This is a genomic window from Bacillus sp. FSL K6-3154, from assembly GCF_040869395.1.
Taxonomy (GTDB): Bacteria; Bacillota; Bacilli; order Bacillales; family Bacillaceae; genus Bacillus; species Bacillus safensis.
The window spans coordinates 3,371,991-3,396,780 of the sequence record NZ_CP152033.1 but is presented as its reverse complement, the minus strand read 5'-3'; the positions used below and the strand labels follow the sequence as shown (position 1 = coordinate 3,396,780).

The window sequence follows — 24,790 nt, the reverse complement described above, 5'->3', positions numbered from 1 at the left end:
GCAGAGACGCCAGTCGTTATTTCATTCTAAACGGCCACCAATTCCATTTACCAAAAATACGAACCATGACCGGAATAAAGAGGGGCAATACAACAAAAGCATATAATAAAAGTCCAATGAGTACGACTGTTGCAATTTCAACAAGCGATAATACTCCTGATGGCAGCATAGCAGCGAACGTACCTGCTAAAATGGCCACTGCAGAAATAATAACAGAACCCATATTTCTCATCGCTGATATCATCGATGCTTGTACATGCTCTCCCTTCCATTCATTAAAACGATCCATGAGGAAGATGGAATAATCGATCCCGAGCGTCACAAGAATGACAAAGCTGAAAAATGGAACAGCCCAGCTGACACCATCGTAGCCAAAAAATGTTTTAAAGATCCATTCTGTTAACCCGATTGATGTAAAATACGTTAAAATCAGTGAAAGTGTTAAGTATATCGGCATGACGATTGACCGTAATAAAATAATTAAAATAATAAAAATACCAATTAACATGAAGATAACAGTTCGAATAAAGTCACCGTCAGACGTTTCTTTTAAGTCCACATTTAAGCTTGAGATACCAGATACACCGTATTTGGCATTTTTGAGTCCACTTACAGGTAAATATTGATCAAGGGTTTCCTCAATTTTCGCGACACCTTTCATCGCTTCATTACTGTATGGATTCACATTTAAGATGACTTCAAAAGTCGTTAATTTACGATCTGGAGACATATACGTATGAAAGATTTGCTTAAATTCTTGGCGTTTCAGCACTTCTTCTGGAATAAACCAGCCCGTTATTTCTTCATCTGGCGCTTGCTGAAGCTGCTTTAAGTAGCCGTCAGCCTCGGTGAAGCCGCTTTTGACCTGCTCAAGCCCTTCAATACTTTCACCTAATCCATCTGTTAACAACGTAAGTTTTGATGAAAGCTGGCTAAATCCTTTTTTGATGGCTTTTTGGCCGTCTGTCAGCTGATCTGCTCCATCTTCGATTTTAGGCATTTCTTTAATCAATTGTTTTTGGCCCTCATTTGTTTGGTCAAGGCCGTCATAAATTTGATCAAGCCCATCCATGAGCGCTTGCACTTGGCGTTTTACTTCTTTTTGCTTGCTTGATAAGGTTTGAATCACTTGATCTGCCTGCTTGATCTTTTGCTTAAAGTGAGCGGCTTCCTCTTCATATACACTCATTTGATCCCCTGCTTGATCAAGCATTCCTTTTGTTTCTTTGAATACCTTCTTGATTTCTTTATATTCATCCATGTCTTTTACTTCTGGAAGACGATTTTCTAGTGCTTCAAATGATAGATTTTCATAGGATGCCCTTACTTTCTTAATGGTTGTCATCAGCTGCTGATTCGATTTCGCATGGCGTTCAAGTGTATTCACCACTCGCTCTAGCTCTTGAATCATCGTTTCGCTGCTGCGATATTCTTGCTCTAATTCTTTTTTCGCTTTTTTGATTTTACTTCGAATGGTGCCGACGCCTTCCTTACTGCGTCTCACCCCATCTTCTAAAGAGATTAAGGATTCCCTGACTTCTCCGATACCGCTTTTGATTGCTTTTGTTCCATCAATCAGCTGGTCAATGCCTTGAGCGGATTCTTCAATTTTTGGTTTTTGTTTGAGAAGAGCGAGATTTGTTTCGGTCAAGCCATCTGAAATTTTCCCGATTCCTTCATGGCCTTTGCCAAGTTCTCCTCCCAGCTCTTTCGCTTGAGAGGTGACATAAAGCTGGCTCAGCCCGTCCCCAACAGGCCGCGTGACACTGCGGACTGTTTTGACTTCGTCAATGTCATTTAATTTACGAGTCAGTTTTTCAATCATGACAATCTTTTCTTGATTATCCAGCTTATGATCATTTTCGACAAGCACATTCAGCGGCAGCGCTTCACCAAAGCCAAATTGCTCTGATATCGTATTAAATGCTGACACCGACTCATACTTATTCCCAATTTCATTTAAACTGTTATAAGATAGGGTGCCGTCGTACATCAGAATAGGAGGTACCGTAATAAGAGCGACTAACCCTAAGCTGATCAGCGGTCTTTTAAATGAAAAACGCCCAGCCCATTCCCACATTTTACTTTGCGGGTGCCGAATGTTTTCTCTTTTAGATGGCCAGAATAGAGATTTTCCGAAAACAGACATAAAAAAGGGAACGATGGTGACAAGGGCAATCAGCAGAATGCCTACTCCAACGGCAACACTAACGGCTGATTGATACAATTGGAATTTAGCAAATCCAATACTTGAGAAGCCGACTAACACGGCTAAGCCGCTGAAAAATACCGTTTTCCCTGCACATTGATACGTGACGATAATCGACTCTTTGACATCACGGCCTTGACCGATCTCCTCTTTAAAACGGCTTAACAGCAGGATGCAATAATCCGTTCCGATACCGAACATAATGGCTACCATAAAAATCTGAGTAAAATTAGATAGAGGAAATTGTGTATATTCTACGAGAAAAGCCACAATACACCGGCTGACAGCGTAAGAAATGCCTATCGTAATGAGCGGAACAACAGGTGCCAATATCGATCTGAAAACAATAATTAAAATAAAGAAAATAAAAATCATCGTGATAAGTTCAGTTTTCTTCAGACCTTGTTGAGAGCTTTGAATGACATCTGAATCCACAAACTTTTGACCCGTTATTTCATATGAGACATGATAGGGCTTTAAAACTTCCTCAATTTGTTCTTTAATCTTCACAGCTTTTGTTTCGTAGTGGTCGAATTTGAATGGAACAAGAAGTGTACTTTTATCCTTTGATAAAAGTTGTTTTTGAATGTCCGGATCTACATGAAAATACGAAGTAATTCCGTCAATGTGGAGTTCTGGGGCATTTGACATGAGTGCAGCTAAAGCCTTTTTTAATTCCTGCTCTTTCGCAGGGAACAGATGTTGTTCGGAGAATACAAGCACACCTGTATCTTTCTTCCCGTTCTTATCTGACAGCTTATCCAATAGGTGAAGTGCCTCAGCTGTTGGTGTCCCCTCCGGAACCTTTAATTGCCCTTTTTCTCTTGTTAATTCCTCTAAATCGGGCGCAGTAATAAACAGAATCACAGCTGTTATCATCCACACCACTAATACAATCCATCTTGCTTTAATTATTTGCAACATAGCTGCTTCAAGCTCCTTCTACTTCTTCAATCAATTTGCTGTATTTGAGCGTGTCTGAAGTGCTGACTGCGTCTCCTTCAAATGGCAGGATGACCTATTCAATTGTCCTTTCGTGTTGAAGAAGCATATCTCCATCATCAGCACGCGAGCTCAATTTCTGCCTAAAGAAAGACAGAAAATGAATGTTTTTGAACACCTCCAATTTGGGATAATTTAAAAGATATTACTATACATTAGTTTAACTATCAAAATTTTACATGTCAATTTATAAAAAAGAAAAAAGATGGCAAAATACCATCTTTTTTCTATATTTAAACCGTTTTTAATTGTTCACTCTCATCCTCTTCATCTGGCTGGATGAAAAAGAGGACCAAAAATAGTGAAATGAGACTGCAAATGGTCGAGAGAATAAAGACTATGGAGTCCCCTTTATCCATTAGATAGGCAAAAATCGGAGGTCCTAAAGCAACACCGATAAAACGCATACTGCTATAAAATGACGTAATGGTACCGCACTGCTCTTTTTCAATTCCTTCTGTAATCAGCGCATCAAGTGCAGGCAGCACAATACCGATGCCCACTCCGCCAATGCTTAAACAGATAAACAATACGAAAAAGCTGTGATTCCACCATAAAAAAATATAAGAAAGTGATAACAAAGCCATCCCTACGATTAAAAAGATTCTCATTTTTCCTTTTTCTTTTCCAATCGTTTTTCCAGCAATGTAGGAACTGATTGATAGAAAAAGGAGCGGAATACTCAGCAGGAGTCCTTTTTTAACGCCTTTTATTTGATAAGCTGCCTCGAGGTTATCGGATAAGTAAAAAAGCACACCAAAAAGAAGAAACATAATAAAACCGCCAATAGCAAAAATGGCATAAAGCCAGCGTCCCTCATGCTTAAAAATGGTCTTTGTTGATTTTAAAAATTCTTTAAATGTAGGCGGATCCTCCTCTTTTTTCGCCGACTCTACCATGAACAGTACCATGAGAAAGCTGATGATCGAAAAGAACGGAATGAACCAAAACGGCACAAACCAAAACCATGAAGCAAGAAGTGCCCCAATAATAGGGCTTAGTACCTTACCTGCTGTATTAGAGGTTTCAATGGCGCCAAGTCCGGCACTGACCTCTTCATCATCATGAAACAAATCTCCAATAAACGGCATAACGACAGGTGCGGCTCCAGCTGAACCAATCCCTTGAAGGACCCTGCCAAACAAAATCCACATATACGGTTCTTTCATGATCGTTGAGGCGACTGCTGCCACAGCCCCTCCAAGTCCGGCGATTAAAAGACACGGCAGCAGTACCTTTTTTCGCCCAATCCGGTCTGATAAGTAACCAGCAATTGGAATACATAAGATGGCTACAACCGAATATACCGTAATAATGAGAGAGACTTGAAAGGAAGTAATCGAGAGTTTCTTTTCTATCTCTGGCAATACAGGTATTAACATCGAGTTCCCAAGTGTCATGATTAGAGGCACTGATGATAATGCAATGATATTCTTTTTACTGACTGTTTTCTCGCCCAACATCATTCACCCAATTCTATATACTGTTACGTATTAGTGTGGCAAGTTTGACGGGTTTTATGTATGGGCAAACAAAAAGCAGCCGCATATGGAAGCGACTGCTTATTAAAATCGTTTGCGTATAACATGAAAGCTGAATTTATCCGCTCGAAAATAATTGAGGGAGTATAAGACCGGCTGATCATCCTGATCATAGTGCATTTGTTTTAGTAATAATAACGCCGTTTCAGGGTCACAATCTAGAATTGGTGAGATCTGATCGTGGTAGCCAATTGGTTCGATGTCAGCAACTGCATATTTAATCCCGTTGTGCGGTTCTCTTCCAAACAGCTCAAAAAGAGACTCTTCTTCATGTGTAAAAGAAGCGGGAAGATGTTTGACTGGAATTTTATCTAAACAATAAACAACTGGCTGTCCATCTGCCGTTCGAACACGTTCCATTGAAAAAATCTCATCAGATTCATCACATTGAAAACGAATGATATCATTCTCTGTTGGCTCCCCTTCTTGCGAGGATAAAAAGATGGTACCAGGCGTCATATTGACTTGCTCAATCATTTTCGTGACACTTGTCAGCTGTTCTATGCCCGTCGAAAAAAGTGGTCTTGAATTGACGAAAGTTCCCACACCATGCCTTCTAATTAAATACTTCTCTTCTTCTAGTATACGAAGGGCTTCACGCAGTGTCGCTCTGCTCACACCTAAAAGCTTTGAGAGCTCAAACTCAGAAGGCAGCTTTTCTTTTTCGGTATATACACCTGTTTGAATATCTTCTTTAATACGGTCAATCACTTTCAAATATAAATGGCGATTGTCTGTTTTGGTCGACATGTTTTCCCTCCGTCTAATCAATGCAAATGATAAGATGAGAAATCTCTATTCCGAGATAAGTTGAACATAACTATATCATGTTTTTGCAAATAAATAAATAGTCTGACATCCAGTTAACATAATCATACTATTGTTTACTATTTTTCAGGAAAGCTCTCTTCAGCTTACGAAGAGAGCTCGTCATATTGTTCTTTTGAGAGGAGAACCTCTCTCGGTTTACTTCCTTCATATGGGCCTACAACGCCTCGCTCTTCCATTGCGTCAATGAGACGTGCCGCCCGGGTATAACCGATGCGAAATCTTCTTTGCAGCATAGAAACAGAAGCCGTCTGCATGCCAATGATCAATTCCACTGCTTCATCATACAGATCATCTTCCACAGCCGCAAGCTGATCCTGCGTTTCTTCGCTCGGAATCATTTCCTCTTGGTATTGTGCTTTTTGCTGTGTAATCACGTGATCCACAACATGTTCCACTTCTTCATCTGATAAAAAGGCGCCTTGCACACGAACCGGCTTGTTTGCACCAACAGGTAAAAACAGCATGTCCCCTCTGCCCAGCAGCTTTTCTGCGCCTCCCATATCAAGGATCGTCCTTGAATCTGTTTGAGAGGATACGCTAAAGGCAATGCGGGACGGGATGTTGGCTTTAATGACACCTGTAATGACATCGACAGAAGGTCTTTGTGTGGCGATAATCAAATGAATTCCCGCAGCACGTGCCATTTGAGAAAGTCTTGTAATGGAATCTTCCACATCAGAGGAAGCGACCATCATTAAATCTGCAAGCTCGTCTACAATGACAACAATATAAGGAAGCTCTGGCTGTTTAGCATCTTCTGTTTGATTCATACGTTTAATGTAATCATTGTATCCTTCAATATTTCTTGTCCCCGTATGCGAAAACAATTCATATCGGCGTTCCATTTCGCTGACTACTTTTTTTAGTGCCTGCGAGGCTTTCTTAGGGTCAGTTACGACAGGAGCCAAAAGGTGCGGAATACCGTTATACACATTTAATTCAACCATTTTCGGATCAATCATCATCATTTTCACTTCATGAGGCTTCGCTCTCATGAGAATGCTTGTGATAATACCATTGATACACACACTTTTTCCGCTTCCAGTCGAACCTGCTACAAGCAAATGCGGCATTTTGTTCATTTCAGCAAGCACAGCTTCACCCGAGATATTACGGCCGAGTCCAATGAGGAGCTTGGCATTTGGACGGTCATTTTGCTTCGATTCTAATACCTCTTTTAGTGAAACCATAGCAATTTCTGCATTCGGAACTTCAATGCCGATGGCTGATTTACCAGGAATCGGCGCCTCAATTCGAATGTCCTTTGCTGCGAGCGCGAGGGCTAAATCATCACTTAGATTGACGATTTTGCTGACCTTCACGCCGACATCTGGATATACTTCATATTTGGTCACAGCTGGACCTAAATGAACCTGTGTGACTTTTGCTTTCACACCAAAGCTTTGAAATGTTTTTTCAAGCTTTCTGGCATTTTCATAAATATTTTTCTTATCTGTTTGCTGACCTGAATGCTGGGGCTCTGCCAAAATATCAAGTGACGGCAATTCGTAATCTTTGTTTTCAAGTTCTGTAAATGTCATCGGCGGTGCCTCTTTTGGTTCATCGGCTGTATCTGATTGAACTGGTGCACTTTGCACAGAGTCCTGAAGAGGCGATGTCTCTTTTGCCGCCTGCTTTTTTTGAACCGTCGTTTGAACCGTCGGGGTGAGAATGTCATCTCTGTCTGCAAAGCTTGAAATAATCGGCTGGCTATTATCAGAAGACGGGGTTTCCTCTTCGATCAAGATCAGATCATCATCGTCTTCTTCTTCTTGGATGCGTGAACGTTTTTTCTTTTCACCTGTTTTCTGAGAGGACGCGCTCTTTTTCGCCTGCCTGATTCCTTTCATATCTTCAACAAACGCTTTCCACTGCTTCACCATAAATTGTGATAGAGGAATCGTCACTTTTTTCACCATTTCCTGAAGGGATCGGTTTGTAATCAGGACAATTCCAATCAGCATCAGAACAATCGCCATGATTTGCGAACCTGCTTGCGCAAATAAGAAATAAGAAGCAGCAAACAATACGGCACCGATCATGCCGCCTCCTAAATCAGGCGATCCTGTTTCACCTTTCATATCCATCAAGAAAAGCTCAAATGTATTTCTAATCACACTTTGAGAGCCAATGACGCCAGCAGATGAAAGATGCTGAAAGAGCTTCACATGTGACAAAAGCAAGATACTCGCAATGATGCAGTAGAGACCTGCTTTTCTTCTTGTTAAAATATCTGGGATTTGTTTTTTCCAGAAAATCGTCACACCAAAAAGAAATAATCCGATAAGGCAGAGAATGAACCATTCACCTGCAAAGAATCGGAAAAGATGTACAAAGGTTTGTCCAACAACGCCCAGCTGTAAGATGGCAATGATCGCTATGGCAATACAGACTAACCCATTTAATTCATATTTCAGTTTTAGCTGTTTATTTTGTTTTTTTCTTGTTTTCCGTTTTCTCTTTTTAGCCATACTCATCACCTTACTACGAAAGAAAATATAACCTACCGAAAGATCAGAAAGAAAGCAGCCTGGTTTTGGCTGCATCTTGTTGTAAGTTTTCCCTTTATTATAGCATAGAATCATTCATATGAGTCGGTTTGATTGGTGCCTAAATGTAACTTCAATCGCTTGCCTGGTGCAAGCTCTTGATTGAGAAAATCCATTGGATTGGTACTCATGACTTGAACGATTTCTGCTTCATCTTCTTTCATTTCTACCATCACTGGTACACCCTGAATGTTTACCTGCTGGAGCTTGCGTTCTCCCTGTTCCTCAGCGTAAATGGCTTCATATGGCATAGGCGTATATAAAATCATTGGATCAGCCCCTCGTTTTGAGATGCCCTGTCTCCGATAAGTTCATTCAACTTTTTAATCGCTTGTCCTACACCGCCCACTTCATTCATGAGTCCGTATTCTGCTGCCTCATGACCAACGACATTTGTTCCGATGTCCCTTGTCAAATTGCCTTTTGAGAACATGAGCTCTTTAAACTTCTCTTCTGTAATGTTGGAATGGCTTGTGACAAAATTTATGACTCTTTCCTGCATTTTATCTAAGTATTCAAAGGTTTGCGGAACGCCAATCACAAGACCTGTTAATCGCACAGGATGAATGGTCATCGTAGCTGTTTCTGCAATATACGAATAGTCACACGATACAGCAATCGGGACACCTATCGAGTGGCCGCCGCCAAGCACAATCGAGACAGTTGGCTTTGATAAAGAAGCAAGCATTTCTGCAATCGCAAGTCCCGCTTCAACATCTCCTCCTACTGTATTTAAGATGATCAAAAGACCTTCTATTTTAGGGTTTTGTTCAACGGCTACAATTTGTGGAATAACATGTTCGTATTTGGTTGTTTTATTTTGCGGTGGAAGCTGCATATGGCCTTCAATTTGTCCAATAATGGTGAGGCAATGGATATTTGTATCTTGCGGCAGCTGCGGAACGGCTGTTTCACCAAGCTGCTGTATTTTGCTCATAATGCTGTCTTTTTCTTCTGGCTTTCGCTCAGGCTGCTGTTCATTTTTTTCGTCCATTTGTCTCCATCCTTTCCTCAAACTCTTCTCCTATTATGAACAAGTAGGCCATATTCCATCCGCATTCCTCATGCCACATCAAAAAAGCCCAAAGAGCTTATGCTCCTTGGGCTTTATCATCATCACACTTCCATAATAATTGGAATGATCATCGGCTTACGTTTTGTTTTTTCATATAGGAATTGATTTAGCACATCGCGCATGGATTGTTTCAATGTTGACCATTCAACAATTGAGTTTTCCGTTTGCTCTTTGACAATCCCTTTGACCATTTCTGTTGCTTTCACAATCAGCTCTTCGGATTCTCTTACATAGACAAATCCTCTTGTGATGATTTCAGGTCCAGAAATTAATTGTTTCTTTTGTTTATCGAGCGTAATGACAACAATCAGGATGCCGTCTTGAGACAATAGACGTCTATCGCGTAACACGATGTTTCCGATATCACCAACGCCAAGACCATCGATCAAAATGTTTCCTTGGTGAACTTTTTCACCGATTTTGACATTCTGTCCTCTAAACTCAACAACATCTCCTTTATCAATCAAGAAAATGTCACTGCGTTTCATGCCTACTTCTTCAGCAATACGAGAATGTGCTTTTTGCATACGATATTCGCCATTCACCGGAATTAAATACTTCGGTTTTAGTAAGTTCAGCATTAGCTTTAACTCTTCTTGGCAGCCATGTCCAGATACATGTACACGTTTTTGCGCAAAAATGACTTGTGCTCCGCTTCTTGTAAGGAAATCCACTGTTTTAGAATATGTGAGTTCTTGTCCAGGAAGAGGTGTAGATGCAATCACAACTGTATCATCTTTTTCAATATGAAGCTGTTTGTGATTTTGCTTCGCCATTTTTGTTAAAGCAGCAAGCGGCTCTCCGTGGCTTCCAGCAGTCAGAATAACTACGTCGTTTTTCGCCATTTTCTTCACTTCTTGAACGGGTACAAATAATTCTTCGTCTGCTGTAACATAACCAAGCTTGATCGCCAGCTGAAGGGTTGTCATCATATTTTTCCCTGCAACTGCAAGCTTACGGCCATTTTGATTTGTTGCATTAATGATTTGCTGCACGCGGTTAATATTAGATGAAGACACAGCAACAATCACACGATTTTCAGCATTGTACATCGCATTTGAGATTTCGTCTTGGACGAGCGCCTCAGAAGGTGTATAGCCTGGTTTTTCAGCATTTGCACTGTCTGAAAGTAGTGCTAAAACGCCGTTGTTCCCAATTTTCGCAATCTCTCCGATGTCACAGGCTTGGTTAAGCGCTGGGGTTTGATCAAATTTAAAATCACCTGTGCATACGATTGAACCAAGAGAGGTTTTGAAGCTGATCCCAACTGAATCAGGAATACTGTGATTCGTTCTAAAGAACGATACTTTTGTTGTTTCAAAAGTAATGACTGATTTTGCATGTACCTCACGCAAATCAGCTTTTTGATTGAAGCCATACTGCTTTAATTTTTCTCGAAGTAACGCAAGGGTCAGCTTCGTTCCGTAGACTGGTACAGACAATTTGCTCAAGCAATGGAATACGCCTCCGATTGCTTCATCATGTCCGTGGGTAAGAAAAATTGCTTTCACCCGATCAGCACGCTCTGTTAAATAAGAGATATCAGGAATGACGACGTCAATGCCCAGCATTTCATTTTCTGGATGCATTAAACCTGCATCTACTACATATATGTCCGAATCAATCTCAATGACATATAGGTTTTTTCCGATTTCTCCAACGCCTCCGAGTGCAATAATTCTTACGTTCTCTGTATTTTTCTTTTTCAAAATTCTTATCCTCCTAGTCTCAAGCCCGTCCATCATCGCTTAATGCTATTATAACTGAATCTAATTTTAGAAAACAAGATGAAGTCACATTTTAAGAAAGTGTTTATGTATAAAAAACGGTCATACTCAGGGACATCTGAGAATGACCGCTTACGAAATCTTTTGTTTTGATCAGCTGTTTAAAACGCTGCTTAAATCCAGTCTCTCTTCTTCTGACAAAGGCAAAAGCGGAAGACGAACAGATCCGACGTCTAGTCCTTTCAGCTGAAGGGCTGTTTTGACAGGCGTTGGATTTGGTGCTGAGAAAAGCTGTTTCATGATTGGAAGCAGCTTTTGATGGATCAATGCTGCATTCGCTGTTTGGCCTGAAGCATAGCTTTTCAGCATTTGCTGCATATCCAGTCCTACGATATGAGACGCAACCGAGACAACTCCTTTTGCACCAACAGATACAGCTGGAAGTGTTAAGCTGTCGTCCCCTGAATATACGTCGAAATCTTCTGGCGTCTCTGCAATGATTTTTGTCATAGCATCAAGATCGCCGCTTGCTTCTTTAATGGCAACAATGTTAGGTATTTGCGCAAGCTTAATCGTTGTTTCTGGTGCTAATGAAGCTGCCGTTCTTCCTGGTACATTGTAAAGCATGACAGGAAGAGATGTAGACTCGGCAATGGCTTTAAAGTGTGCATACATGCCTTCCTGTGATGGCTTGTTGTAATAAGGTACGACAAGCATCACTGCATCAACGCCCGCTTCTTCTGCTTTTTTCGTTAGTTTGATAGACGCATTTGTATTATTACTGCCTGTTCCTGCAATGATTTTACAACGACCATTTGCTAATTTGACCGATTGCTGAAAAAGAGCGACTTTTTCTTCATTCGATAAAGTTGGCGATTCGCCTGTTGTCCCTGCAACGACTAAGGAGTCACTGCCGTTTTTTAACAAGTAATCAATGAGAATTGATAGCTTTTGGAAATCGATGTTGCCCTTTTTATCAAAAGGTGTAATCATAGCTGTTGCGATATTTCCGAAATTCATTTTTTTCACCTCATCATGATTCAATCACATTTATCTTGAAAGTTCAAACACTTCATGCAGGGCATTGACAGCCGCTCTCATGTTTTTTTCGTTCACTAACACCCAAATGGTCGTATGACTGTCAGCCGATTGTAAAATCGGAATGTTTTGCTCGGATAGAGCCGTTACAATTTTCGATGTGACACCTGGTACACCCATAATGCCTGCGCCAACAGCTGATACTTTCGCACAATTTGTTGTCACAATTGGTGTATAGCCAAGTTCTTTTAGGATCGACGTTGCCTTTTCAGTCATTGCACCTGTCACTGTATACACAATTTCACTCGGTGTGATGTTGAAGAAGTCGACACTGATTTGTGCGTTTGCCATTGCTTTGAAGACCTCTGTTTGTACGCTGTACTGACCTTCTTTTGCAGGGACTTTGATTTGTGTGACATCATTGACATGTGCAATACCCGTAATGAGGCGGTCGTACACATCATGGCTCATTTTATCGGAGTAGTGTGATGTAACGAGTGTGCCCTCATCATCAGAGTATGTTGAACGGACCCTCATTGGTACTTTTGCCTGCATCGCAATTTCGACAGCTCGCGGGTGAATGACTTTTGCCCCTTGATATGCGAGGTTGCAAATTTCCGTATATGTCACGACTCTCAGCGGTTTTGCATTTTCAACAATGCGGGGATCTGCTGTCATAACGCCTTCTACATCTGTAAAAATATCAATAAAGTCTGCCTGCAATGCAGCGCCTAAAGCAGCAGCGGACGTATCACTGCCACCTCGTCCGATTGTTGTCACGTCTCCATTTTTCGCGGCTCCCTGGAACCCAGCGACAACGACCACATCATGTTCAGACAGTGCTGCCTCCAGACGTTCGCACTTCATGTCAATAATTTTCGCACTTGTATGCTCCTTATCTGTCACAAAGCCCGCCTGAGCTCCAGTCATCGCTACAGCCTTTAGCCCGTTTTCATTCAGCATACTTGAAAACACAACAGCTGAGATATTCTCTCCGCAGGAAACAATCAAGTCTTTTTCTCGATTTGTCATATGCTGCGCGCTGCCGTAAAGCAGACCAAGCAGCGTATCTGTCGCATAGGGATCGCCTTTTCGTCCCATTGCAGAAACGACAACAACCGACTTATAGCCTTTCTCTTTTGCAGATAAGATATGTGCAAGTGCCCTTTTTCTACCTTGATCATCTTTGACAGATGTACCGCCAAATTTTTGGACAATTATTTTCACTGTTTTCACTCCAAGTTCATTCTGACGTAACAGAAGAGAGCAGGCGAAAGATGCCTAACTCTCTTCTGTTCGTCCTCATCATCCATTGAATGTTAAACTAATTTTAATGCTTTTAAGCTTTCTGCAATTTGAACTGAGTTCCATGCAGCGCCTTTAAGCAGGTTATCAGATACAATCCACATATGGAACCCGTTTGGACGGTCCAAATCTTTCCGAATGCGGCCGACAAATACGTCGTTTTTCCCAACAGCATCTGCAGGCATTGGATAAATTTGCTGAGACGGATCATCTTGCAGCGTAATTCCTGGTGCATCTTTTAGAATTGATTTGAGGTCTTCCACTGTTGCATCATTTGATTCTAGTTCGACGTAGACAGATTCTGAATGACCTGTTTCAATTGGAAGCCTTACGCATGTTGCCGCTACTTCCAGCTCAGGCATATGCATGATTTTTTTCGTTTCATTGATCATTTTCATTTCTTCGAATGTATAACCGTTGTCTTGGAATTTATCAATTTGCGGGATCGCATTAAATGCAATTTGATAAGGCATGACTTCTGGTGTTACATCCTCTTTATTTAAAATGGCTTGTGATTGGCTGTATAGTTCGTCAATGGCTTCATGTCCCGCACCTGATACTGCTTGATACGTAGAGACAATGACTTTTTTCATTCCATATGCCTGACGAAGCGGTTCTAATGCCGCTACCATTTGAATCGTTGAACAGTTAGGGTTTGCAATGATCCCTTGATGATCATGCAAATCTTTTTCGTTTACCTCTGGTACGACAAGAGGGATGTTTTCGTCCATACGAAAAGCACTTGTGTTGTCAACAACAATCGCACCTCGTTTGACTGCTTCAGGAGCCAGCGCTTTAGAAACATTTCCTCCAGCACTGAATAATGCGATGTTCACTCCTTCAAAGCTTTCAGGTGTTGCTTCCTGAACAGTGTACTCTTGACCTCTGAATGTCACTTTTGTTCCAGCAGAACGTTTTGAGGATAGTAGAGTAAGTTTATCCATTTCAAAATCTCTGTCAGCTAGTGTTTTTAACATTTGTTGACCGACAGCTCCAGTCGCTCCAACTACAGCTACATGCAATCCTCTTCCCATCAGTAAAACTCCTTCCGACCCATCCATGATTCTTTTCTTTCGGATGGCCATCCTATGACTTTTTACATTTTATTTTACCATAGAAAAGCAAGGCTTGAAGCATCTTTTTTGAATCTTTCATGATTTTCTAGTGAATCTATTATTCGTTTGGTCCAATTAAAATTGGTTGAATTTGTCTATGCTGGAGTGCCTCTTCTACTGTTTGAGATAGCAGATCCATGTTCGCGACCATAGAGGTCGGTTTTTTGAATGGATCATCCTGACCAAACGGAATAAAGAAAATATTTTTTGTTGACATGAGCCTCATCAGATTTGTACCATTTAAACCTAACGCATCATTTGTTGAGATACCTAAAACGACAGGTCGATGATTCCGTATGGTTGCTTTTGCAGCCATTAAAACAGGACTGTCTGTCATGGCATTTGCAAATTTCGCCATCGAGTTACCAGTTAGAGGAGCAATGACCATACAATCAAGCGGCAGCTTAGGCCCGAGCGGCTCTGCTTTCACGATTGAGTCAATCGCTTGAAACCCAGTCAGCTTCTCAATCCGCTCGATCCACTCGGCTCCATCTCCAAATCTCGTATTCGTGCTCTGCACCGTGTACGACACCACTGGACGCACCTCTGCCCCTTCATCTACAAGCGCTTCGATTTGCGGAAAAACAGCTTCATACGTACAGTGGGAACCTGTTAAACCAAAGCCGATTCTTTTCCCTTTTAATGTTGTCATGATTCCATCCCCCTTTTTTCCTCCGCAAGTTCACATAAAAGCCCGGAAAGCACTTTTGCAATGATTTGTCCTGCTGTTTTTGGTGCAACAATCCCCGGGAGTCCTGGTGCAAGAAGTGCCTTCACTCCGTGCTTTTGTGCAAAGTCAAAGTCTGTTCCGCCTGGGCGTGAGGCGATATCCAAAATGAGTGTCTTTGGTGTCATGCTGACGATGACAGATGAATCTAATACAAGACTTGGAATGGTATTGATGATAATATCAACATCCGTTACTTCCTCTTTTAACTGGTCCATTGAAAATGGATTAAGCCCCATCTCAAATGCCCGCGCTAAATGTGCTGTGTCTGCCGCCCCTACTTTTACGTCTGCCCCTAGTGCCCGAAATGTGCGGGCAATGGTGAGTCCTGTTCTTCCAAGTCCGAGAACAGCGACATGAGACCCGTGAATCGTATAGTCCGTTTGCTGAATGGCCATCATGATAATTCCTTCAACTGTTGGAATAGAGTTATATATGGCAATATCATCTCGCTCAAACAGCTTCACAAGCTTCCGGTTCACCTGCTTTGCCAGATTATCTAAGTACGTATTTGAAATACCTGAGTACAAGATACAATGGGCAGGGGTTCTTTCTAAATATTTAGCTTCCAGCAAGACCTGCTCGTTTGAAAAAACGGTAGCAACAGCGCCTTCATCCGTTGTCCCAGATACTGGCAGGATCATACTGTCTACTTGTTCGAATGGAAGTTCAGACATTTTCAGCTTTTCAGCACCGATAAATCCATGATCCAGCTGGTCAAATCCAACCAAAAATACTTTGGCATGCTGCTGTGACAACTTGCGAATAATTTCAAGCTGCCTTGCATCTCCCCCGATCACCGCAACCGTTAAACCGCTCAACATACTGACCGTTCACCTTCTTTATTTAAAAAAGTCTGTAATATTTTCTGAATCTCCCTTTCAGCATATGAGGAGAGGATTCAGCCTGTGAACGAATCAGAGAGAGAAAAGAAAAAGAGCACCCATTATTGCGGGTGCTCTTTTTCTCCGTGCGGCTGAAGTTCTTCAGGCACATCGAGAATGATCATATCTGATCCTATTTTTTGAATGTGATTCCACGGTACGCGGATGTCATTTCCTTGTTTTCGAAAGCCAAACCACTTCACGGAAGGTATAATGAGTGCTGTAATTTGACCGTCCTGTTCATTGATTTCAAGGTCGGTTTGTCCAAGCACGCCAAGCCGCTCCGCTCTTTTAATATCGACGATCTCTTTTCCTGACAGTTCACTCAGCCTCAAAATCGCATCACTTCCCTTCCGTATCATATATGCAGCAAAAGGAAGAAATAGACCGTCCTGCTCTTTTCAAGTTATGTATGATGTGAGTTGGTATACCAAACAGGCTTAAGTTGATGAAAGCAATTATGATCTTTTAGCATTCTCTCCACTCGTTTCACCATGTCTTTTACATGTCCCGGATCATAGGAAAGCGTCCAGATGATAGATGAAAAGCAGCTCATTGCTGTATAGATGGAAAAAAGAAGCCAAAAATCGTTTGTAGACTGCGTACTCACGTATTGATCCAGTTGTCCAGCTGAGAACGGAATGCTGCTTTCTCGACTAAATAAGGACAATTTATAAAAGTCATGAACCGGGTCGCCCCAGTCGGATTGATCGAAATCAATCACACCGGCATATTGATTACCTTGTATGATGATATTCCCTAAATGAAAATCATCATGCTGGAACTGGTTAGGCCTCTCTTTTACCGCATCAACATTCGACTTGATAAAATCTAATACAAACTGATCATTGGAAAACGTCACGCCACTTGATTGATAGGCATGTACATACCGTTCATGTTTTGCCATGACTTTCTCATCCCACGGACGAACATGAGAAGGTGCACGGCATGTATGCATCAAACTTAGCTCTCTCGCTGCCCGCCTCCCGATTTCATACTGCTCTTCATTTGTAAGTAGATGGATGGAGTCTCTAGCATTCTCGCCTTCGATAAAGGAGAAAATACGATAGGTACAGTTTAGTTCAGCACTCATTCCAATCTCAATCACTTCAGAACAAAGAATCCCTCGATCTTTTAACTTCCGCTGAAATGATGCTTTTCTTTTATAACGCGAATACGTTTGAATGTCTGATAACTTAAGCACCAGCTTTTCACTAGATGATATTGTAACCAAAAAGGTACGATCTCCCGAAAAACCAGATGTCATGGCTTGGAAAGAAGCTTGTGTCAGAAGTGGAGAGAGCTGTTTCAGCTTTTCATGTTCCATAAAAAGCAGAACCCCTTTCTTCTTTACCTACAATAAAACGGCAGACTTTTTTGAGTCTGCCGTGTTGTTTACATTATGATGGCTGATCACCCGTCGGACTAATAAGCGAGAGCGCATAATCTTCTGTAAAGATGCGTTTAGATAAGTTATTCACGCCGTCTAATGTGACGCTGTTGATTTCATCAATAATTTCATCGAGTGTCCGATGTTTGCCAAGGAGCAGTTCATTTTTACCGTTTCGGCTCATTTTGCTGTTTGTGCTTTCAAGGCTGAGCATAAGGTTTCCTTTCATTTGCTCCTTAGAGTTCTCTAGTTCTTTCTGCGTGATTCCCTCACGCTTTAAGACGTCTAATGTTTGTAAGATGGTCTCAGAGAGCAGGTTTAGCTGCTTCGCTCCAGTCCCGCCGTAAATCGTCAGCATTCCATTATCTGCAAATGAACTGTGATAGCTGAAGACGGAATAAGCAAGTCCTTTGTCCTCTCTTACATCTTGGAATAATCGGCTGCTCATGCTTCCGCCAAGAACATTATTTAAGACGATTAAGTCATAGATGCCCTTATCTCCAGCTGGAAGGCCATTAAAGCCCAGGCATAGGTGCGCTTGTTCCGTTTCCTTTTTGCGTGTGAGCTTGTCATAATGAAATGCTGGAGCTTCTACAGGCTGCTTTTTCCCTTTTCCTTCATAAGAACCGAACAGCTTTTCAACCTCACGAATAAAGGTCTCATCTACGTTCCCTGCAACAGAGATCACGACGCGGTCCGGCGTATAGAATTCATCCATATATTTTCTAAGCGAATCTCCGTTAAAGGTAGAGAGTGTTTCCTCAGTTCCTAAAATCGGATATCCTAATGAATGATCCCCATAAATGGCTTTGCTTAATAAATCATGAACGATGTCATCAGGAGTATCCTCATACATTTTAATTTCTTCGTACACCACATTTTTTTCTTTTTTCAGCTCTTCTTCATCAAAAGCTGAGTGAAAGAACATGTCGCTTAATACATCGAGGGCATAGCCAGCATGTGAATCAAGCACCTTCGCATAGTAGCAAGTGTATTCTTTTGATGTAAAGGCATTCACCTGACCACCAATGCGGTCAAAGGATTCTGCGATATCACGTGCAGATCTTGTCTTTGTCCCTTTAAAGAACATATGCTCTAAAAAGTGTGAGATCCCATTAATTTCAGGTGTCTCATGTCTAGAGCCTGTTCCAATCCAGACGCCAATTGCGACAGACCTTACAGTGGGATTGTTTTCGAGTACAATTCTTACTCCATTTTGGCATGTATACGTTTTGACCAAGTTTTGCTCCTCCTATTCAACAAACAGATCGCATCACGGATGTCTTTTTTCACTTAGGAGGTCAGAAACCGTCCCTAATTCATATCCTCTTTCCTTGATTTGAGTGATAAGTGCGTCAAGACTTTTCGCTGTTGCATCTGTTGGATGCATTAATATCATCGCCCCATTGTGAATTTTCCCAAGCACCCGCTTTTGTAAAATAGCCGGGGATGGTTTTTGCCAGTCGATGGTGTCTACTGTCCACATAATGGTTTCCATGCCTTCTTGTTTGGCAAGCTTGACTGTTTCTTCTTTAAAGCTGCCGCTTGGAGGCGCAAACCATTTTGGTTTCTTCCCAAGGGATTCTTCAATTTGGCGATTTGTTTTCGTTATCTGCTCTAATGCTCGTTCTCTTGTCAGTGTGCGCATATCTGGGTGATTGTATGAATGATTTCCAATTTCATGACCATCTGCCACGATTTTTTTAGCAAGCTCTGTGCTTTTTTTCACCCATTTGCCTTCTAAGAAAAAGGTCGCCTTGACTTGATGCTTTTCCAGCGTCTTTAACATGTTGATTAAATGCTCGTCACCCCAAGCCACATTGATCAGGAATGCATTCATTTTTTTATCTGGATGTCCCTTATAAATGGGCTCTGGACCAAGCTCATGTAAATGAATAGATGGTTTTGTTTCATTAAAAACAAGCAGCTTTTCATCGAATGACCCCTGTTTCTTCATTTTTTCATAAGAGGCATCGATATCAACCGTCTGTCCATTTAAGCCAGGCATCTTTTTCCACACTTTATCAATCTTAGCATTTTGAGCCTTTACTTCATAGTCAGAAGACTTCGATTCAATTTCCTGAAATAAAATATCTTTTGAAACAGATGCAACCTCGGCATGCTCTTTCATTGATTCAATATATGTAACAGCAGCCGGCTGCTTCATCGTTTGATATGACACGAGCAGTAAAAATACAAACACAATGAATGGTAACGTTTTTTTCAATGGTTGTCCCTCCCCTTTACCACAAATTATGACGGGGAGAAACAAGCTAGAACTATTGTTAGCGCAAGAAAAGAAAGAAGCCTGGCACGGATACCTGGCTTCTAACACATTTTATTTGATCTCATTAAGACTGCTTTTCTTCTTTTTCCTTTTCTTCACGTAAAACAGCTTTCCGAGAAAGGTTCACACGGCCTTGTTTATCGATTTCAGTGACTTTGACAAGTAATTCATCGCCAAGTTTCACGACATCTTCTACTTTGCCCACACGCTCAAGCGCAAGCTCAGAAATATGAACAAGTCCATCTTTTCCGCTGAAGATTTCAAGGAAGGCACCGAATTTTTCAATGCGTTTGACTTTACCTAAGTAAAGCTGTCCTACTTCAACTTCTCTCACAAGATCTTCAATGATTTTCTTCGCTTTTTGGTTCATATCTTCTTCTGTAGAAGAAATAAAGATTGTACCATCTTGTTCAATATCGATTTTCACACCGGTATCTTCAATGATTTTATTGATTTGTTTACCGCTTGGTCCAATGACATCGCGAATTTTATCTGGATTGATTGTCATCGTTAAGATTTTAGGTGCATAACGAGACAATTCTCCTCTAGAAGCAGGAATCGTTGACAGCATGCTGTCTAAGATTTCCATTCTTCCTTTTTTCGCTTGTTGAAGAGCCTCTTCTAAGATGTCTTTTGACAAGCCATCGATTTTGATGTCCATTTGAAGGGCTGTGACACCTTTTGATGTACCTGCCACTTTAAAGTCCATATCTCCAAGTGCATCTTCCATTCCTTGAATGTCTGTCAGCACTGTGTAGTATTCCCCAGATTTCACAAGTCCCATTGCAATCCCTGCAACTGGTGCTTTAATTGGAACACCCGCATCCATCATCGCAAGTGTGCTCGCGCAAATACTTGCTTGTGAAGTAGATCCGTTAGATTCTAATACCTCTGAAACGAGGCGAACCGTATAAGGGAAATCTTTTTCGGATGGAATGACTGGTTCTAGTGCACGTTCACCTAGTGCACCATGTCCGATCTCACGACGGCCTGGACCGCGCATTGGACCTGTCTCACCAACACTGAATTGCGGGAAGTTGTAATGGTGCATGAAGCGTTTTGATTCTTCAACACCTAGACCATCAAGAATTTGCACATCGCCAAGTGCACCTAATGTACAAATACTGAGCGCCTGTGTTTGTCCTCTTGTAAATAGGCCTGAACCGTGCGTTCTTGGCAGAAGTCCTACTTCTGAAGAAAGTGGACGGATTTGATCTACGCCGCGTCCATCTGGACGTACTTTCTCTTCAGTGATCAGACGGCGAACTTCGTTTTTGACAAGCTTGTTTAATACATCTTTCGCTTGTTTAATCGTTGCTTCGTCACGTTCTTCTGCTTCAAACTTCTCAACTACAGCTTTTTTCACAGCACTGATCGCATCCTCACGCGCATGCTTCTCATGTACTTGAATCGCTTTCAGCAGGTCAGCTTCAGCAAGTGCTTTTACTTCGTCTGCTAACGTTTGATCTACTTCATATAAAGGAATATCGATTTTTTCTTTACCGACTGCCTTCACAATTTCTTCTTGGAATTCAATTAAGCGTTTGATCTCTTGGTGACCGTACATGATCGCTTCAAGCATTGTCTCTTCCGGTACTTCATCAGCACCAGCTTCTACCATGTTGATCGCATCTTTTGTTCCGGCAACCACAAGATTGATGTCACTTTGTTCAAGCTGCTCCACATTTGGGTTAATGATCAGCTTTCCATCCACTCGTCCTACTGTAACGCCGGCGATTGGTCCCTCAAATGGAATGTCAGACACACATAAAGCTAAAGATGAGCCAAACATTGCAGCCATTTCAGATGAACAATCTTGATCCACACTCATGACGATACTAATGACTTGTACTTCGTTTCTAAATCCATCTGCAAACAGCGGACGAATTGGTCTGTCAATTAAGCGGCTCGCAAGGATCGCCTTTTCACTTGGACGGCCTTCTCTTTTAATGAAGCCGCCAGGAATTTTACCTACTGCGTATAGTCTTTCTTCGTAGTTCACAGTGAGCGGGAAGAAATCAAGTGGTTTTGGTTCTTTAGAAGCTGTTGCTGAGCTAAGCACAGCCGTATCTCCGTAGCGTACGAGGACCGCTCCGTTTGCTTGCTTTGCAAGCTGGCCAGTTTCAACTGTCAGTTGACGTCCAGCCCAGTCTATGGTGAAGACATGTTTCTCTTGTCCCATTCTGAGATAAACTCCTCTCTTATCGTAAAATTTTAGTTAGTTCTTATTATGAACAAAATGATTTTCACATATCAATGTGAAAGCTGTATGTAGAAGGGTATTTGCCATTCTTTCAACATTTTAACCATAAAATATTAGTGATTATACGATAAAAAAGCGGGAATCCTCCCGCTTTTTACGATTATCGACGTAAGCCTAGTTTGTTAATTAACTCACGGTAACGAGTTACGTCTTTATTACGTAGATACGTAAGAAGATTACGACGTCTACCTACCATTTTCAAAAGACCGCGACGTGAGTGGTGATCTTTCTTATGAGTACGTAAATGCTCGTTCAAGTTGTTAATTGATTCTGTTAGGACAGCGATCTGAACTTCTGGAGATCCAGTATCAGATTCGTGTGTTTTGAACTCATTAATTAATTGCGTTTTACGCTCTTGAGTAATTGCCATCCTGTTTCACCTCCAAATCATGTTAGCCCCATCTACCTCGCAGCCGTCGGTGAAGTCGGCCTGCCAAGTAAGTGGTTTTAAAGCTACAGGAATAATCATACTAAAAATATGCTGAATTTGCAAATGGTAGAGCAGTTTTTCTATGATTTTTTTGTTTGCTTATGCTGATCTTGAAAAAACTGAATCGCTTCTTCTTTATCTTGACTGATTTGAGCCGTCAGCTCCTGGATTCCGTTAAATTTTCGTTCACTTCGAATGCGCTTGAACCATTGTAATTTAATCGGCTGGCCATATATTTCTTCGTTAAAATCAAAGAGGTTTACTTCAATGGCAGGCTGATCAGGACGTTTTTCATAAAATGTTGGTTTATAGCCAACGTTACAAACACCGTCATATACTTTACCTTTTACTTCTGCTCTTACAGCATATACCCCTGTTGGCGGAATAATGTATTCAGCAGATAAGCCGACATTAGCTGTCGGAAACCCGATCGTCCGTCCGCGTTTGTCTCCATGGATGACAATGCCGCGAAGCTGATAAGGTTTTCCTAAAAGCTCGCTCACATATTCAACATCCCCATTTTTTAATGCGGAACGGATGAGAGTGGAGCTGACTTTTCTGTCTTGATTGGACAGCTTAGGTACGATGGTTGCATTGATACGGCCTTTTCCGTATTCGTCGAACGTTTCCATTGTGCCTGCACCAAAACGGCCAAACGTAAAATCAAACCCCGCTACTGCGTGCTTCACATTCAATTCATCCAAATATTGATCCACAAATTCTTGAGGAGATAGAGCTGCAAAGCTCTCGCTGAATTGTACGATGTATAAATAGTCAGCGCCCAGCTGTTCGATAAAATCAATTTTATCCTCAAGCGGTGTAATTAAGTCTTTTGGTTCCCGTGCCTTTTGCAAAACATGTGATGGATGCGGATGAAAGGTCATGACTGCTAAGGCCAATCCTTCTTTTTCCGCAATGCTTTTCGCTTCGTCAATGACTTTTTGATGCCCGAGGTGAACACCGTCAAAGTACCCTAAAGCCATAACAGACGGGACTTGATCCTTTTGATTCAATGTATGTGGGTGTGAAATATGTATAGTCTTCACGAGATGTCACCTTTTCTTTAAGATTGCTTGTCCTGAGATAAGATCTTCGCCGGCTTCATCAGGTTCTGTTTGGTCGGGTGCTTCATATATATCGCCAGACAACGGCCTGAAGGAGCAAAAACAGCGACACGATCCGCCTCTGCGAAATGAGCAAATTCATCAGGCATTGGCAGGACTGCACCGTTTTCCACTTTACTTGCTAATGTATCATTTATCTCCCATTTCGGCAAATGATTGAGCGCACGCTCGATCGGGACAAGGTGCTCATCTACAGTTCCTTCCTCGCTTATATCTCGCAGCTCATCCAGCGTGATACATTCATCAAGTGTAAAATCACCAGACCCTGTACGAATGAGATGTGACATGTGGGCTGGGAACCCTAGTTTCTTCCCGATATCAACCGCTAATGTCCTCACATACGTTCCCTTTGAGCATAGAACGGTAAACCTAAATGACACGCTACCATCCTCATATGTGACAGGTGTAGTCCGCTCGATACGGTGAATAGTAATTTCTCGGCTCGGCCGCTCAATTTCAATGCCTTCTCTTGCATATTCATAGAGCTTTTTCCCGCCAATTTTCACAGCAGAAAACATGGGAGGAATTTGTTCTATGGTTCCTTCAAACTGCTTCAGCGCCTCATCAATTTCTTTTTCTGAGATCGGTTTTTCCACTTTTTTTTCTTCTACGATCTCACCTGTTTGGTCTTCTGTTGTTGTAGAAAAGCCAATCGTGATCTCCGCATCATACGTTTTCGATTTATCTGTTAAGTATTCTACAATCTTCGTTGCTCTTCCGATACAAATAGGAAGAACACCTGAAACCTCTGGGTCGAGGGTGCCTGTATGGCCGACTTTTTTTGTGTGCAAAATTTTTCTTACTTTAAACACACAGTCGTGTGAGGTCATGCCTCTTTCTTTATGTAATAAAAGAACACCATTTATCATCTGCGTTCTCTCCTTTCATAAACGATGAAAAAGGACAGACGATCATCGCCTATCCTTATTTCAACGTCTTATTCGTGATCTTTTGTGTTTAATTCAGCAATCAGGCTTTCAATTCGATTTCCGTAATCTACAGATTCGTCGAATTCAAAGTGCAGTTCTGGTGTTTTGCGAAGTCTGATTCGATTGCCAATTTCAGAGCGGATGTACCCTTTAGCCTTTGCAAGACCTTTTAAGGTTTCCTCTCTTTTCTTCTCGTCGCCAAGAACAGAAATGTAGACTTTGGCAATTTGCAAATCACCGGATACTTCGACATCAGTTACAGTCAAAAAGCCGATTCTTGGATCTTTTAGCTTTCTGCCTAAGATGTCGCCCAATTCTTTTTTCATTTGCTCACCCACACGGGTTGCTCTCATACTCATGATCT

At 41.6% G+C, this 24,790-nt stretch carries 21 protein-coding genes; all 21 read right to left on the bottom strand.

Features of this window, described 5'->3' with window-relative positions:
* Nucleotides 1-16: 16 nt before the first annotated feature.
* The 21 genes from MHH61_RS17510 to rbfA all read right to left on the bottom strand — a co-directional run bounded on the left by MHH61_RS17510 (nt 17) and on the right by rbfA (nt 24,785).
* Entirely contained in the window at nt 17-3,133 is a 3,117-nt protein-coding gene (locus tag MHH61_RS17510) for an MMPL family transporter (protein ID WP_125586761.1), read from the bottom strand.
* Between the two features lie 311 nt (nt 3,134-3,444).
* Nucleotides 3,445-4,677 (bottom strand): MFS transporter, encoded by a 1,233-nt coding sequence (locus tag MHH61_RS17505; RefSeq protein WP_169510834.1) that lies wholly within the window; start codon nt 4,675-4,677, stop codon nt 3,445-3,447.
* Nucleotides 4,678-4,776: 99 nt separating this feature from the next.
* Complete coding sequence (locus MHH61_RS17500; protein WP_048239805.1) at nt 4,777-5,502, bottom strand: GntR family transcriptional regulator; 726 nt, start codon at nt 5,500-5,502, stop codon at nt 4,777-4,779.
* Nucleotides 5,503-5,666: 164 nt separating this feature from the next.
* Nucleotides 5,667-8,054 carry a DNA translocase FtsK gene (locus tag MHH61_RS17495; RefSeq protein ID WP_125586763.1) on the bottom strand — a complete coding sequence of 796 codons (2,388 nt, stop codon included), beginning with the start codon at nt 8,052-8,054 and terminating at the stop codon, nt 5,667-5,669.
* A 110-nt stretch (nt 8,055-8,164) separates the two neighbouring features.
* A complete protein-coding gene (locus tag MHH61_RS17490) occupies nt 8,165-8,401 on the bottom strand; it encodes a YlzJ-like family protein (protein ID WP_008344712.1) in 237 nt (78 codons plus the stop codon).
* Nucleotides 8,398-9,126, bottom strand: coding sequence for a ClpP family protease (locus MHH61_RS17485; RefSeq protein ID WP_024424124.1), 729 nt, complete (start codon nt 9,124-9,126; stop codon nt 8,398-8,400). The genes MHH61_RS17490 and MHH61_RS17485 overlap by 4 nt, the downstream gene beginning before the upstream one ends.
* 122 nt (nt 9,127-9,248) lie before the next feature.
* On the bottom strand, nt 9,249-10,916 hold the full coding sequence (gene rnjB / locus MHH61_RS17480; RefSeq protein WP_012010007.1) for a ribonuclease J2: 1,668 nt from the start codon (nt 10,914-10,916) through the stop codon (nt 9,249-9,251).
* Between the two features lie 171 nt (nt 10,917-11,087).
* A complete protein-coding gene (gene dapA, locus MHH61_RS17475) occupies nt 11,088-11,954 on the bottom strand; it encodes a 4-hydroxy-tetrahydrodipicolinate synthase (protein ID WP_024427012.1) in 867 nt (288 codons plus the stop codon).
* Between the two features lie 30 nt (nt 11,955-11,984).
* On the bottom strand, nt 11,985-13,199 hold the full coding sequence (gene dapG / locus MHH61_RS17470; RefSeq protein WP_125586765.1) for an aspartate kinase: 1,215 nt from the start codon (nt 13,197-13,199) through the stop codon (nt 11,985-11,987).
* A gap of 92 nt (nt 13,200-13,291) precedes the next feature.
* The gene (asd, locus tag MHH61_RS17465; protein ID WP_125586767.1) at nt 13,292-14,311 is read right to left on the bottom strand and encodes an aspartate-semialdehyde dehydrogenase; all 1,020 of its coding nucleotides are present in this window, start codon (nt 14,309-14,311) and stop codon (nt 13,292-13,294) included.
* A gap of 139 nt (nt 14,312-14,450) precedes the next feature.
* Nucleotides 14,451-15,044 (bottom strand): dipicolinate synthase subunit B, encoded by a 594-nt coding sequence (gene dpaB / locus MHH61_RS17460; protein WP_125586769.1) that lies wholly within the window; start codon nt 15,042-15,044, stop codon nt 14,451-14,453.
* Nucleotides 15,041-15,943 carry a dipicolinic acid synthetase subunit A gene (gene dpaA / locus MHH61_RS17455; RefSeq protein ID WP_024424129.1) on the bottom strand — a complete coding sequence of 301 codons (903 nt, stop codon included), beginning with the start codon at nt 15,941-15,943 and terminating at the stop codon, nt 15,041-15,043. Before dpaA ends, dpaB begins: the two co-directional genes overlap by 4 nt.
* A 122-nt stretch (nt 15,944-16,065) precedes the next feature.
* Nucleotides 16,066-16,338, bottom strand: a complete 273-nt coding sequence (locus MHH61_RS17450; protein ID WP_024424130.1) for a YlmC/YmxH family sporulation protein — start codon at nt 16,336-16,338, stop codon at nt 16,066-16,068.
* A 71-nt stretch (nt 16,339-16,409) separates the two neighbouring features.
* A complete protein-coding gene (locus MHH61_RS17445; RefSeq protein WP_034623581.1) occupies nt 16,410-17,330 on the bottom strand; it encodes an aminoglycoside phosphotransferase family protein in 921 nt (306 codons plus the stop codon).
* Nucleotides 17,331-17,403: 73 nt separating this feature from the next.
* Entirely contained in the window at nt 17,404-18,633 is a 1,230-nt protein-coding gene (locus tag MHH61_RS17440; RefSeq protein ID WP_025092599.1) for a pitrilysin family protein, read from the bottom strand.
* 33 nt (nt 18,634-18,666) lie between these two features.
* Complete coding sequence (locus MHH61_RS17435) at nt 18,667-19,620, bottom strand: polysaccharide deacetylase family protein (protein WP_024424133.1); 954 nt, start codon at nt 19,618-19,620, stop codon at nt 18,667-18,669.
* Nucleotides 19,621-19,744: 124 nt separating this feature from the next.
* Nucleotides 19,745-21,862 carry a polyribonucleotide nucleotidyltransferase gene (gene pnp, locus MHH61_RS17430; protein ID WP_024424134.1) on the bottom strand — a complete coding sequence of 706 codons (2,118 nt, stop codon included), beginning with the start codon at nt 21,860-21,862 and terminating at the stop codon, nt 19,745-19,747.
* A 181-nt stretch (nt 21,863-22,043) separates the two neighbouring features.
* Nucleotides 22,044-22,313 carry a 30S ribosomal protein S15 gene (gene rpsO, locus MHH61_RS17425; RefSeq protein ID WP_008354438.1) on the bottom strand — a complete coding sequence of 90 codons (270 nt, stop codon included), beginning with the start codon at nt 22,311-22,313 and terminating at the stop codon, nt 22,044-22,046.
* Between the two features lie 140 nt (nt 22,314-22,453).
* Nucleotides 22,454-23,419 carry a bifunctional riboflavin kinase/FAD synthetase gene (gene ribF, locus MHH61_RS17420; protein WP_034623584.1) on the bottom strand — a complete coding sequence of 322 codons (966 nt, stop codon included), beginning with the start codon at nt 23,417-23,419 and terminating at the stop codon, nt 22,454-22,456.
* A gap of 17 nt (nt 23,420-23,436) precedes the next feature.
* Nucleotides 23,437-24,366 carry a tRNA pseudouridine(55) synthase TruB gene (gene truB, locus MHH61_RS17415; protein WP_024427004.1) on the bottom strand — a complete coding sequence of 310 codons (930 nt, stop codon included), beginning with the start codon at nt 24,364-24,366 and terminating at the stop codon, nt 23,437-23,439.
* A 68-nt stretch (nt 24,367-24,434) separates the two neighbouring features.
* Nucleotides 24,435-24,785, bottom strand: coding sequence for a 30S ribosome-binding factor RbfA (gene rbfA / locus MHH61_RS17410; RefSeq protein WP_007499525.1), 351 nt, complete (start codon nt 24,783-24,785; stop codon nt 24,435-24,437).
* Between the last annotated feature and the right edge of the window lie 5 nt (nt 24,786-24,790).